The 11,956-nt window shown below is 63.9% G+C and carries 13 protein-coding genes; 5 read left to right on the plus strand and 8 right to left on the minus strand.

The window, feature by feature from the left end; all coding sequences use genetic code 11:
• Positions 1–5: 5 nt before the first annotated feature.
• Positions 6–938: a phytanoyl-CoA dioxygenase family protein gene (locus VGO12_RS12200; protein WP_327513016.1), complete on the minus strand. Its 933-nt coding sequence runs from the start codon at positions 936–938 to the stop codon at positions 6–8.
• Positions 939–1,064: 126 nt separating this feature from the next.
• Here VGO12_RS12200 and VGO12_RS12205 point away from each other — a divergent pair, with 126 nt between their 5' ends.
• The 5 genes from VGO12_RS12205 (at position 1,065) to nadC (ending at position 7,127) form a co-directional block, all read left to right on the plus strand.
• On the plus strand, positions 1,065–1,931 hold the full coding sequence (locus VGO12_RS12205; RefSeq protein ID WP_327513017.1) for an AraC family transcriptional regulator: 867 nt from the start codon (positions 1,065–1,067) through the stop codon (positions 1,929–1,931).
• A gap of 98 nt (positions 1,932–2,029) precedes the next feature.
• On the plus strand, positions 2,030–3,268 hold the full coding sequence (locus VGO12_RS12210) for an MFS transporter (RefSeq protein ID WP_327513018.1): 1,239 nt from the start codon (positions 2,030–2,032) through the stop codon (positions 3,266–3,268).
• A 171-nt stretch (positions 3,269–3,439) separates the two neighbouring features.
• Positions 3,440–4,519, plus strand: coding sequence for a quinolinate synthase NadA (gene nadA / locus VGO12_RS12215; protein ID WP_327513019.1), 1,080 nt, complete (start codon positions 3,440–3,442; stop codon positions 4,517–4,519).
• 57 nt (positions 4,520–4,576) lie between these two features.
• A complete protein-coding gene (locus VGO12_RS12220) occupies positions 4,577–6,175 on the plus strand; it encodes an L-aspartate oxidase (protein WP_327513020.1) in 1,599 nt (532 codons plus the stop codon).
• 43 nt (positions 6,176–6,218) lie between these two features.
• Positions 6,219–7,127: a carboxylating nicotinate-nucleotide diphosphorylase gene (nadC, locus tag VGO12_RS12225; protein ID WP_327513021.1), complete on the plus strand. Its 909-nt coding sequence runs from the start codon at positions 6,219–6,221 to the stop codon at positions 7,125–7,127.
• Positions 7,128–7,191: 64 nt separating this feature from the next.
• On the opposite strand, the gene VGO12_RS12230 is transcribed toward nadC, so the two are convergent.
• The 7 genes from VGO12_RS12230 to VGO12_RS12260 form a co-directional block, all read right to left on the minus strand.
• Positions 7,192–7,434, minus strand: a complete 243-nt coding sequence (locus VGO12_RS12230) for a hypothetical protein (RefSeq protein WP_327513022.1) — start codon at positions 7,432–7,434, stop codon at positions 7,192–7,194.
• 118 nt (positions 7,435–7,552) lie between these two features.
• Positions 7,553–8,521, minus strand: coding sequence for an NUDIX hydrolase (locus VGO12_RS12235; protein ID WP_327513029.1), 969 nt, complete (start codon positions 8,519–8,521; stop codon positions 7,553–7,555).
• Position 8,522: 1 nt separating this feature from the next.
• Positions 8,523–9,062 carry a tyrosine phosphatase family protein gene (locus VGO12_RS12240; protein WP_327513023.1) on the minus strand — a complete coding sequence of 180 codons (540 nt, stop codon included), beginning with the start codon at positions 9,060–9,062 and terminating at the stop codon, positions 8,523–8,525.
• A 1-nt stretch (position 9,063) separates the two neighbouring features.
• Positions 9,064–9,672, minus strand: coding sequence for an HD family hydrolase (locus tag VGO12_RS12245; RefSeq protein ID WP_327513024.1), 609 nt, complete (start codon positions 9,670–9,672; stop codon positions 9,064–9,066).
• Positions 9,669–10,520, minus strand: a complete 852-nt coding sequence (locus VGO12_RS12250) for a folate-binding protein YgfZ (protein WP_327513025.1) — start codon at positions 10,518–10,520, stop codon at positions 9,669–9,671. The genes VGO12_RS12245 and VGO12_RS12250 overlap by 4 nt, the downstream gene beginning before the upstream one ends.
• 148 nt (positions 10,521–10,668) lie before the next feature.
• Complete coding sequence (locus tag VGO12_RS12255) at positions 10,669–11,466, minus strand: hypothetical protein (protein ID WP_327513026.1); 798 nt, start codon at positions 11,464–11,466, stop codon at positions 10,669–10,671.
• 13 nt (positions 11,467–11,479) lie between these two features.
• Positions 11,480–11,749, minus strand: coding sequence for a hypothetical protein (locus VGO12_RS12260; protein WP_093232155.1), 270 nt, complete (start codon positions 11,747–11,749; stop codon positions 11,480–11,482).
• Positions 11,750–11,956: the final 207 nt, after the last annotated feature.

The following is an 11,956-nucleotide window of genomic DNA, read 5'->3' on the forward strand; positions in this document are numbered from 1 at the left end:
GGCGCTCAGACCCAGGGCGTGATCCCGAGCAGTTTGGCGCCGAGATCCGAAAGGCTGGCGGCGGAGGCATTCTGCTTCTCCCACTCGCGCGGGTCGCCCGGGAAGGCGTCACGCTTAGGGTGGTCGAGCTCGCGCCAGAGCCGCACCCGTTCCGCGCGCTCGGCCGCATTGTCCCAGTCCGCTGGATGCATCGAGATGTACTGCGCCATGCGCACGCGGCCGTCGGAGTGGTTCGGCCGCACGCCATGGGCAAGCAGGCTGTTGAAGATCAGGAGGTCGCCGGCCTCCATCTCGATGTTGACCGCCGAGAGGCCTGTCATGTCGGGGTGCATCGGGTCGCGATCAGCAGCCTGCGTCTTCTCCCACGCTTCAAAGTTTTCGAACAGTTCCGGCACGCACTGGAACCCGCCGACGTCACCGTCCTGCTTTTTCAGGCTCAGCACCCCCTGGACGCCGATCGGCGGCGGGCGGATCGAGGTGTCGACATCCCAATGGATGAAGCCGTTGGGATTGCCCTTCACCTTTTTCGGCGGATTGAGATTGGCGCGGTCGATCGTCACCCAGAGGTCTTCGCGATCCCAGATGTCGACGAAGGCGCCGTAGATGCGCGGCTCCTGCCGGTTGTCCCAGAGATATTGGTGATTGTAGATTTCCAGCATGCCGGTGTTGTTGAGCTCCTTCATCTTGTGCTCGCGGCGCTGCGGCGTGTACCAGGTCGAGGGATCGGCCGGGTCCTTCTCGTCGAAGCGCCAGAGCAGGTCGACGAGGCGCTCGACATTGGCGGGCGGTACAGCCTGGCGCACGATGACATAACCCTTGGTGGTCCAGTGCTGCCAGTCGGCCTCCGACAGCACGCGCAAGGGCAGCCGCTTCGTGATGTCCTTCAGTTGAGTTTCGAGATGGGCTGCTGTGGGGTGGCTGTCTCTGAGCGCCTGCATCAATGTCTCCTCGCCGGAAATGTTCTGTGGTCGATGGAGAAATCCTAGCGTCGCGAACGGCGCTGTGTTGCATCGAACAGGCAATAACAGATACTATTCTGGCGTCTGTCGCGGGAGAAGTGCAACATGAAGGCCATTTTGCAGAAGATTTCAAGGCCGACCAATGCCTCGTCGATCCTGCTCGACCGCCGTCTCGACGATGCCATTCCGTTTCAGTGGCACCATCATCCGGAGTTCGAACTGACGCTGACGCTGAATTCGCGCGGCCAGCGTTTTATCGGCGATCACATCGGCGCCTATGACGACGCCGATCTCGTGCTCGTCGGCTCGAACCTGCCACACACCTGGCATTCATCCGGCAAGGCCGACGAAGGTGAGCCTCATGTTGCGCTGGTCCTCTGGTTCCACCCGGATTGGGTCGAGCGTCTGGAAGAGGGCTTCGTCGAGCTGGCGGGCGTGAAGGCGATGTTTGAGAGGTCGGCGCCCGGCTTGCAGTTTTCGTCCGAGATCGCCGCAAAGGTCCGGCCGATCTTCGAAGGGCTACGAAAACTGCCGGCGGAGGAACGATTGCCTGACGTGCTGTCGCTGTTGACGATGCTTGCGCGCGAGCGTGAGGTCCTGACCCTGTCGAGCCGTGTCGTCACGCCGTCAGGGCGCAGCGTCGACCGTGGGCGCCTCGATCGGGTTCTGGACCACATTCATCTCCACTATGCCGAGAACCCGTCGATGGACGAACTCGCCGATCTTGCCGCCCTTAGCCTGTCCGGCCTGCACCGGCTGTTCCTGCGCCACCTCGACATGCCGGTCTCGGAGTATCTGATGCGGCTGCGGATCGGTGAAGCCTGCGCACTGCTGTCCGGATCCCGACGATCGATCGCCCACATCGCCGATGCAGTCGGTTATCGCTCGCTTGCCAATTTCAATCGACAGTTCAAGGCAGTGAAGCGCATGACGCCAAGGCAGTTCCGGAGCCACTTTCTGAGCGCCCCCTGAACCAGGCATCAATTCCGGTGATTGCCCGGTCAATTTAATTGGCTTTTATCTGTTTTAGCCAACGCATAGGGTGTCTTTCGTTCAATCGGAGATATCCCATGTCCGCTGTTTCCGGGGCATCCGCGCCGTCCGCCGCTCGCCAGGAGATGCCCTGGCTGATCATTGCGGCCGGCTCGATCGTCGCGATGCTCACCTTCGGTCCGCGCTCGGCGATGGGCTTTTTCCAGCTGCCGATGCTGGCCGATACCGGCTGGGACCGCACCACCTTCGGCCTTGCGATGGCGCTCCAGAACCTCTGCTGGGGGCTGAGCCAGCCCTTCTTCGGCGCGATCGCCGACAAGTTCGGCACCTGGCGGGTGCTGACGATGTCGGGGCTCCTCTACGCCGCAGGCCTCATCATCATGGCGCATGCCAATGCGCCGATCTGGCTGCATATCGGTGGCGGCGTGCTTGTCGGCATGGCTGTCGGCTCCGGTTCGTTCGGCATTCTTCTTTCTGCCTTTGCCCGCAACGTCACGCCCCAGCAGCGTTCCATGGCTTTCGGCATTTGCACGGCGGCGGGCTCTGCCGGCATGTTCCTTTTTGCGCCGCTGAGTCAGGGCCTGATCTCTGCCTATGGCTGGTCCGACAGCCTTGTTTATCTTGGCGTCATGATGCTGCTGGTCCCGCTCGTCGCCATTCCCCTGCGCGGCAACTCGTCCTCGGGCATCCAGTCCGAGGCGCAGTACAAGCAGTCGATCGGCGAGGCGCTGAAAGAGGCGCTCGGACACAAGAGCTACCTGCTCCTCGTTTCCGGCTTCTTCGTCTGCGGCTATCAGGTCGCTTTCATCACCGCGCACTTCCCCGCCTATATCGGCGATATCGGCATCGATGCGCGTTATGCGGTGATCGCGCTGGCGCTGATCGGCTTCTTCAACATCATCGGTTCCCTGTCTGCAGGCTTCATCGCCCAGCGTTACTCAAAACCCTATTTCCTGGCGCTGATCTACATCGCGCGCTCGGTGGCGGTGACCGCCTTCCTGCTCCTGCCGCAGACGCCGACCTCGGTGATCGTCTTTGCCATCGTCATGGGCCTGCTCTGGCTGTCGACCGTGCCGCCGACCAATGCGCTGGTCGCCATCATGTTCGGCACCCGGCACCTCGGCCTGCTCGGCGGCATCGTCTTCCTCTCGCACCAGGTCGGTTCGTTCCTCGGCGTCTGGATGGGCGGCTATCTGTACGACCACTTCGGCTCCTACGATCCGGTGTGGTGGCTCGGCGTGGCGCTCGGCGTCTTCGCAGCGATCGTCCACTGGCCGATCGAGGAGAAGGGCGTGGCGCGCCCGGCGATGGCCTGAACGCCCACAAAAATCGGAGCGCCGCGAAAAGCGGCGTTCCATTCTTGAATTCTGTCACAAAACTTTCTAAATCAACCCATGCGGCTTTGCCGCTTTTGTTTTGGTTCTATTATGCTCAAGTTGAGCATAATAGAAAAGCCGCCCAGGAAGAGGGGCGGAGAGGAGACTTCGATGACGCAGCTTGATTCCCGCACGCAAGGCGTGGCGAACCCGGTTTTTGTGAGCGCCGCAGAGCGCTTCGGCATTATCGAAAGACCCGAACTTGCATTCACGCCGGCCGTCGCGCGCGAAACGGAGCACCTCTACCAAAAGGTCAAGGATTTCATTCCGGCCATCGAGTGGCCGGTCTATGCGCCCTACGTTCACGCCATCAACAGGCTGAAGAAGGAGCGCAATGCGGTCATCCTGGCGCACAACTATCAGACGCCCGATATCTTCCATTGCGTCGCCGACATCGTCGGCGATTCGCTGCAACTGGCGCGTGACGCCGCCAAGGTCGATGCCGAGATCATCATCCAGTGCGGCGTGCACTTCATGGCCGAGACTTCCAAGCTGCTGAGCCCGGAAAAGACGGTGCTGATCCCCGACGGCAAGGCCGGATGCTCGCTGTCGGAATCGATCACCGGTGCCGACGTGCGCCTGTTGAAGCAGCGCTACCCCGGCGTTCCCGTCGTCACCTACGTCAACACGTCGGCCGACGTGAAGGCTGAGACCGACATCTGCTGCACGTCCTCGAACGTGCTTGCGGTCGTCGAGAGCTTCGCATCCGACACGGTACTCTGCATCCCGGACGAATACCTGGCGATGAACGTGGCTCGCCAGACCAACAAGAAGATCCTGACCTGGAAGGGACACTGCGAGGTGCATGAGCGCTTCACCGCGGCCGAGCTTCTCGCCTACAAGGAAGCCAATCCGGGCATCGAGATCATCGGCCATCCGGAATGTCACCCGGATGTGATCGCCGTCTGCGACTTCGCCGGTTCGACCGCCGGCATGATCAACTACGTCAAGGACAACCGGCCGTCGAAGGTGCTGCTCGTCACCGAATGCTCGATGGCTTCGAACATTCAGGCCGAGATCGAAGGCGTCGAGTTCGTCAAGCCGTGCAATCTCTGTCCGCACATGAAGCGCATCACGCTGCCGAAGATCCTCGACAGCCTGCTCACCATGACGGAGGAGGTTCTGGTCGATCCTGGCATCGCCGATCGCGCCCGCCTTGCGGTCGAGCGCATGGTGAACCTCAAGCAGTAACAATTTCTGCCGGTCCACGCGTCCGGCTCTGGCATGCGCATTGGAGGAGAATGAAACATGCTGACCGACCATTTTCGCCCGCAATCCTTCAACGGGATTGACGACATCGTCATCGTCGGCGGTGGTCTGGCCGGCCTGTTCTGCGCGCTGAAGCTCAGCCCGCGGCCAGTGACGATCCTCGCGGCCGCGCCGATCGGCCATGGCGCGTCGTCCGCCTGGGCGCAAGGGGGTATCGCCGCGGCCATGAGCCCGGGCGACACCTTTGAAAAACACGTGGCCGACACGCTTGCCGCCGGCGCCGGCATCGTCGACGAGAAGATGACGCGCATGATGGTGGCCGAAGGCCCCGCCCGCATTCACGACCTGCTCGATTACGGCGTGCCCTTCGATCGCGACCTCGAGGGCAAGCTGGTGCTCTCGCGCGAGGCGGCCCATTCCGAGCGGCGTATTGTCCGCGTCAAGGGCGATATGGCCGGCAAGGCGATCATGGAGGCGCTGATCGCCGCCGTGCGCAACACGCCGTCGATCCGGGTGATCGAAGGCTACGTGGTCGAGGAACTGGTGCGCGAGGGCCGGTTCATCTCCGGCGTCATCGCCAGGCCCGATGCCGGGCAATCGAAGAAGCGCGTGTCGTTTCCGGCCCGCGCCGTCGTGCTTTGCTCCGGCGGTGTCGGGCACCTCTACGCCGTGACGACCAATCCGTGGGAAGCCTGCGGGCAGGGGCTCGGCATGGCGGCCCGCGCCGGCGCGATCATCGCCGATCCGGAATTCGTGCAGTTTCACCCGACCGCGATCAACATCGGCAAGGATCCGGCGCCGCTTGCCACCGAGGCGCTGCGCGGCGACGGCGCGCAGCTTGTCAACGCTGCCGGTCATCGCTTCATGCTCGACATCCATCCGGACGGCGAGCTTGCGCCGCGCGACATCGTCTCGCGCGGGGTGTTTGCCGAGGTACAGGCCGGTCGCGGCGCCTTTCTCGATTGCACCAAGGCGGTGGGCAAGCATTTCCCCGAGATGTTCCCGACCGTCTATGCCTCGTGCATGGCCGCCGGTATCGACCCGGTCACACAAGCCATCCCGGTGGTGCCGGCGGTGCATTACCATATGGGCGGCGTTCTCACCGACGCCGAAGGCCGAACCTCGATCGATGGGCTTTGGGCCGCCGGCGAAGTGACGTCGACCGGTGTGCATGGCGCCAATCGCCTCGCGTCCAACTCGTTGCTGGAGGCCGTGGTTTTTGCCGCCCGCATCGCCGAGAACATCAAGGGCAGCCTGCCAACGCCGCAACTGACGCAATGGGGTGACAATGCCGGCGAGAACGACGATCCCGTGACGGTGGAGGACAGCCCGCAGCTGAAAGTGCTGCGACAGCTCATGAGCGACTGCGTCGGCGTGATCCGCACGCGGGAAGGCCTCGTGAAGGCGATCCGCGAGATCGAGCAGCTGGAGCGCAACAACAGCCGCATGCGCTTCACCAACATCATCACCACCGCCAAGCTGATTGCCGTCGGCGCGCTGCGCCGCGCCGAAAGCCGCGGCGGCCACTTCCGCGCCGATTGCCCCAGGGAGCAACCGGAGTGGCGCCGCCGCACCTATCTCACGCTCGCCGAGGCCGATCGCCTGGCACGGGAAGTGGCGGAAACGGAGCCGGCATAAGCCGGCCGGCGTGCCTATGAGCGAAATCAAGGACGAACAGCCGATGACAGCAGCCCTCCGCCCCGAATTGCCAGCGCTGATGATCGAAGACCAGGTGCGGGCAGCCCTGACAGAGGATCTGGGCCGTGCCGGCGACATCACCACGCTGTCGACCATCGGGCCGCAGCTGACGGCAACGGCCGGCATGAATGTCCGCGATGCAGGCATCGTCGCCGGCCTCGATCTCGCCCGCGCCGCGTTTCGCCTGGTCGATCCGTCGATCCGATTCGAGGCGCTTGTCGCCGACGGCGACCGGGTGGCGGCGGGAACGGCGATCGCGCGCATTTCCGGTCGCGCACGCGGCGTCCTCTCAGCCGAGCGGGTCGGCCTCAATTTCCTCATGCACCTCTCGGGCATCGCCACCTATACGGCGAAGTTCGCCGATGAGATCGCCCATACGCGGGCCAAGGTCTGCTGCACCCGCAAGACCATTCCGGGCCTCAGGGCGCTCGAGAAATACGCGGTGCGCCTCGGCGGCGGTTCCAACCACCGCTACGGCCTCGACGACGCGGTGCTGATCAAGGACAACCACATTGCCGTCTCGGGCGGCGTCGCGGGAGCCGTCCACGCGGCGCGAGCCTATTGCGGCCATCTCGTCAAGATCGAGATCGAGGTCGATGGCCTCGACCAGATGCGCGAAGCGCTGACGGCGGCCCCCGACGTCATCCTGCTCGACAACATGGGCCCGGACCGGCTTGCCGAGGCGGTCGGCATCAACCGGGCGCACTGGCAGCTTTCTGCCGACACCTACGCGCTCGATCCCCGTCGCACGCGCCTCGAGGCATCCGGCAACGTGAACATCGATACGGTGCGGGCGATCGCGGAAAGCGGCGTCGACTACATCTCGACCTCGAAGATCACCATGGCCGCCCCGACGCTCGATATCGGTCTCGACGTGGCGATAGAGGGCTGACGGGCCAGGCAGTGGAGGCGAAGTTCGAAAGCACGCTCCTTTTGGAACGGCGTGCTTTAGCGGATCAACGCTGCATGATGAACGGGCAGGAAAAGCGCTCGCCGACGGTGATCTGCGTGCCGCAGTCGTAGCGGCAGGTCTTGAACTGTCCGTTGGTGTCCTGGCTGTTGAGGTTGCAGATCGTCGTCTGCGGCTGCATGCCGCCGTCCTGCTGGTTCTTGAAATAGTCGGGCATCTTCGGCTTCTCGTCGACACCCGATTGAGGCGTGCCGAGCAGCGACGTCAGTAGGGTCAGTGCGAGCAGCATGGTTGTCACCTCGGCTATTTGCGGCAGACGAAAGCGCGTCTGCGCGGCATAACGCATGTAGGGCGGAATTCGCGAATTATTAGACGCCGCGCCGATTTTCGGCGTCAGGCTTGCGCTATCACCGACCGCCGACCTTGAGCCCAGGGGCGGGACGCTCGTCGAGGATCTGGCGGCGGAAACGAAAAAGTGCCGCCGGGCGACCGCCGGTGGACGATAGCGTCATGCCCGTCGGTTCCACCAGCTCGGCACCTTCGACGAGGCGTCGGAAGTTCTGCTTGTGCAGATGGCGCCCCGAAATCGCCTCGACGGTTGCCTGCAGGTCGGTCAGCGTGAACTCTGGCGGCATGAGCTCGAATACGACGGGTCGGTACTTCAGCTTTCCGCGCAACCGCGCGATTGCGGTCGCGACGATGCGCCGATGGTCGTGGCGCATCGCCTGGCCAACGGTCAGAACCTGCTGGCCGTCGCCGTGGCCGTCAAGCACTGCTTCGGGCACCAGACCTGCCTCATAGAGCAGCTCGTAGCGCTCAAGCACCCGCTCCTCGTCCCATGGAAAATCGTCAAGGCCGAAGGCAAGGCGAATGCGCGCACGACGGCGGACGATGCGCTCGGCCTGTCCCTCGCCGGAAACACCGTTCTCCCAGCGGGAAAGTGCTGGAAGGATCGCCTGGTCGAGCACTACAGGGCGTCCCTGGCGCCAATCCTCCCAGGGCAGATATCCGTACCAGTCGCGCCAGTGCGCACCGGCTTCGGCCAGTCGTTCTGTATTTTCGGCATCTGTACGGGTCAGCGCCAGGTAGCCGACGGAGACCATGTGCTTGCCTTCCTCGCCCGGAAGCCGCTGCCGGCCCCGGTCTCCGAAGGTGTACAATTGTTCGATATAGCCGAGTTTCAGCGCCGTTCTCTTTTCCACACGGTCGCGCAGGCTCGTCTCGAAGGTGCGGTGCTGCGCCGGGTCGAAGGGACCGAAGGGCAGGCTGTCGCGCGCATCGCCATCCGTTTCGCTGACCGCGAGGATGCGCGGGCTGCGCTGGACGACGGCGACGATCGCAGCGTTGAGACCGATTTCGATCGCCGTCGGCTGCATCTCAGGTTGCAACGGCTGCTCCTGCGGGCAGAAGCGGCAAGACAAAGGGCGCATTGCCGTCGGTGTCGGCGCCGCGGCCGATCGCTCGCACGGCAGCGATCAATCGCCCGTCGCGTTCGAGCACCGCATCGCCGATCTCGACGAGCCTGCTGTTCGGCGTCGCAAAGGGCGAGGCTTGCCGCAGGCGCTCGACCAGCGCCCGGTCGTCCTGATCCGGATCGGCCGCAAGGGCGGCGATCAGCGCCGCGGCGGGCGATCGCGACACGCCCATCCAGCAGTGGACGAGCAGCGGCCGCGCGCGATCCCATTCACGGGCGAAGGCGACGATCTGCCGGACATGGTCTTCCTGCGGCGCGACGAGATCGCCGGTGCCGGCAAAGGTGATGTCGTTCATGCCGAGCGTCAGATGCCGCGCCTTGGCAATGACACCCGGGCGATGAAAGTCCTGACCCTTGGCAACCAGACTGATCATCTCGGTGCAGCCGTGGCGGACGGCCATTTCGGCGATGCGGGCAAGGGGCGAAACGATGATCACGGGCATCTCACACGTCCGCATGGACAGGTGTCCGCCCGGCTTCCAGCACCAGGAAGCGTTCGGTAAACAGCCGTTGCGCCTCGACTGCCGGGACGGGCTCGATCAGCAGGCTCTCGCGGGTGATCCCGCGCGGCTGGCCGAAGAACTTGCGCGCCTCTTCGACGGAAAAACCGGCAAGCACCGTCGCCTCGAAATAGGCGGCGACATGGTCGGCCTTCTTGATCTTGTCCTTGAGTTCCTTGGAACAATGCGCCGGCAGGCCGAAGCGCAGGTGAATGGCGCTTTCCAGCCGCTTTTCCACCGACTTGTAGCCGCCGCCAACCACCGCCTTGAACGGCGAGATCATGTCGCCGATGACATATTCCGGCGCGTCGTGCAGAAGCGCCAGCAGGCAGTCGTCGGAGTTGCATTTGTTGCTGCGGCGAAAGATGTCCTCGACCATCAGGCTGTGCTGGGCGACGGAGAAGGCATGGTCACCGGCGGTCTGGCCGTTCCACCGCGCCACGCGCGCCAGGCCATGGGCGATGTCGCTGATCTCGACGTCGAGCGGCGAAGGGTCGAGCAGGTCGAGCCTGCGGCCGGAAAGCATGCGCTGCCAGGCGCGGGTCGTCGTCACGCGCTTGCCTCGTCGGCACTCGTCGGGAAGGTGAGGCCGGTCCATTCGGGCAGCACCATCGTCACGGGCACGTCGCCCGCAAGCAGCGGAACCGCGTTTGCCATGGCCTCGCCGGCCTTGTCGATGCGCACGATCGCCAGCGCAGATTTACCCTGAACCGTGCCGAGCGCGCCGATGGCCTTGTCGTTGGCGGTGATGGTCGTTCCGGTCGGCGGCAGCGCCGTTTCAGCCGTGACGATCACGACCCGACGGCGCGGCGTGCTGCGATGCTGCATGCGCGACACCACTTCCTGGCCGACATAGCACCCCTTCTTGAAGGAAAGGCCGCCATTCTTGTCGAGCAACACGTCGTGCGGGAAAGCGTCCTGCGATGCGAAGTCGAGGCCGGCAACCGCAATGCCCGCGCCGATCCGCAGCCGTTCGAGCGCAGCCGCATCCGTCGCGTCGCCCGCACGGTCTCCGCCATAGGAACGGAAGACCGCAGCGCCCGCCTTCTCGAAGCGATGATCGCGGTAGCTGCCCGGTGCCGCCTCCTCGCCAAAGGTCACGTCGATCGCCGGGGTCGTGTCGAGGGCAAGGTCGACGGCCGCGCGCAGCTTGTACATGGTCAGCCGCTTCATCAGTGCTTCGGCCTGATCGCGTGCCGTTTCCAGCCGGAAGCCGTCGCCGTTGCGCGAAACAAGGAAGTCGAAAACGATCTTGCCCTGCGGCGTCAACAGCGCGCCGGGTTTGGCCTCGTCCGGCGCAAGCCCGTCGAGGTCGGTGGTGATCAGTCCCTGAAGGAGATCTTCGGCATCCTTGCCGGAGACGGCGACAAGCGCGCGATCGTCGAGGCGGACTGTTGGCATCGTTCGATTCCTGCTCGGCGGGGATCCCGCTCTACTTTTCAACCGATCACGCTGGTGAAGCCCGGGACGATTCGATCAGGGCGCCGTGGTGATCTCTTGGCGAAGAGGTAGGATGTTCAGCCGCCAACGGCAAGCAGGTCGCCGGCGCTCAGTCGCCGGCGATGAAGAATTTCCACTTGCCGTCGGGCATGATGCCGACGCGGTAGAAGTTGTAGCTGCCGAATTCTTCCATGTCGGCGAAATCGCCGGCTGTCACCAGCCGGAACAGGTCGACCTTTTCCGGTGCTGTCAGCGTCGAGAGTTTCTTCTCGGCGAAGTAAGGCCAGACATAGGCTTCCTGCGGCGTGCCCTTGTCGACCAGAACGAAGCCGGTCGACAGCACGTCGAGCAGGATCGCCAGGATCTCGACGCCTTCCTGGTCGCCCGAAAGACCCTTCAGGATCGCGACCGGGTCTTCGTCGCCGGTCACGCCGGTCACCTGGGTCTGGGTCGGGCCCTTGCCGAGCAACGGACGCAGGCGCTCCATGTCGCCGGAAGCCGCGGCTTCGACGATCAGCTCACGCATCCTTGCGACGGGGGCCGGGATCTTCGAAACGTCGGTCAGGACCTCCACAGGCCCATCCGCTTCCGGCTCTTCGGCGGCGGGCGCCTCATCCTTCGCCGTCGTCGCCGATTTGTTGATCAGCGGATCGGGCATCGGGATTTCGAGTGGCAGCCGCTCTTCTTCGTCCGGTTCTTCCGCCACCGGTTCGCTGACGACGGGCGGCGTCGCCTTCTGCTGCGGGTCGCTTGCGGGCTGATCGCCGGGCACAGGCTGCGGCGCGCCTTGCAGCTCGCTGAGTGCGAAGGCAGGGGAGAACGCTGCCGGCGTTGTCGAGGCGACACCAGCCAGGAGCAGCGTGACGAGGCGAACCGGAACGGTCCGGTTTGCAAGATTCCGAATCATCGGGCAGTCCTGATTACTGAAGCGTGCGCTGGGGCGAGAATTCGCCGGCGAGCACGCGCTCGCGAAGCGAGTTGAGCATCGCTTCCGCACCGTCTTCGCCATGAAGCCGAACGGTTTCCCGCATGGCGAGCGCGATGGCCGCATCGGCGATGATTTCCGGCTCGATACCGTCAGCCATGCCATCCGCCCAGGCTTCACTCTGATGTTCGAGCGCAGCCTGCATCTTCTCGTGGACGATCATGTCATCGATGTCGGTCAGGCTTGGTTCCATCATTCGTTCCATGCGACTTCCATTGTGCAAGCGGTTCATTCTATGGCCGTCCGGCTGAATTCTAGCTGAACGCCCGGTACGGACTCGCCACTTCTTACCACTCTCTTAACGAACTTAGCAGCCTTTTCCCGAAACGACACGGGGTCGTGAGAAAAGAGGTTAATTTATTGCTAATTTCCAAAGCGGGCGACGATTTCTGACGCAAGTGTTGCGCCTTCG

This window comes from Ensifer sp. (assembly GCF_035999135.1).
In the GTDB taxonomy this organism is placed as follows: Bacteria; Pseudomonadota; Alphaproteobacteria; order Rhizobiales; family Rhizobiaceae; genus Ensifer.

Coding starts and splice junctions, on each gene's coding strand:
- VGO12_RS12240 (WP_327513023.1), bottom strand. CDS start 9,062: ATGCCCGTGATCATCGTTTCGCCCCTTGCCCGCATCGCCGAAATGGCC.
- nadA (WP_327513019.1), top strand. CDS start 3,440: ATGACGCAGCTTGATTCCCGCACGCAAGGCGTGGCGAACCCGGTTTTT.
- VGO12_RS12255 (WP_327513026.1), bottom strand. CDS start 11,466: ATGATTCGGAATCTTGCAAACCGGACCGTTCCGGTTCGCCTCGTCACG.
- VGO12_RS12235 (WP_327513029.1), bottom strand. CDS start 8,521: ATGCAGCCGACGGCGATCGAAATCGGTCTCAACGCTGCGATCGTCGCC.
- VGO12_RS12220 (WP_327513020.1), top strand. CDS start 4,577: ATGCTGACCGACCATTTTCGCCCGCAATCCTTCAACGGGATTGACGAC.
- VGO12_RS12260 (WP_093232155.1), bottom strand. CDS start 11,749: ATGGAACGAATGATGGAACCAAGCCTGACCGACATCGATGACATGATC.
- VGO12_RS12210 (WP_327513018.1), top strand. CDS start 2,030: ATGTCCGCTGTTTCCGGGGCATCCGCGCCGTCCGCCGCTCGCCAGGAG.
- VGO12_RS12250 (WP_327513025.1), bottom strand. CDS start 10,520: ATGCCAACAGTCCGCCTCGACGATCGCGCGCTTGTCGCCGTCTCCGGC.
- VGO12_RS12230 (WP_327513022.1), bottom strand. CDS start 7,434: ATGCTGCTCGCACTGACCCTACTGACGTCGCTGCTCGGCACGCCTCAA.
- VGO12_RS12200 (WP_327513016.1), bottom strand. CDS start 938: ATGCAGGCGCTCAGAGACAGCCACCCCACAGCAGCCCATCTCGAAACT.
- nadC (WP_327513021.1), top strand. CDS start 6,219: ATGACAGCAGCCCTCCGCCCCGAATTGCCAGCGCTGATGATCGAAGAC.
- VGO12_RS12205 (WP_327513017.1), top strand. CDS start 1,065: ATGAAGGCCATTTTGCAGAAGATTTCAAGGCCGACCAATGCCTCGTCG.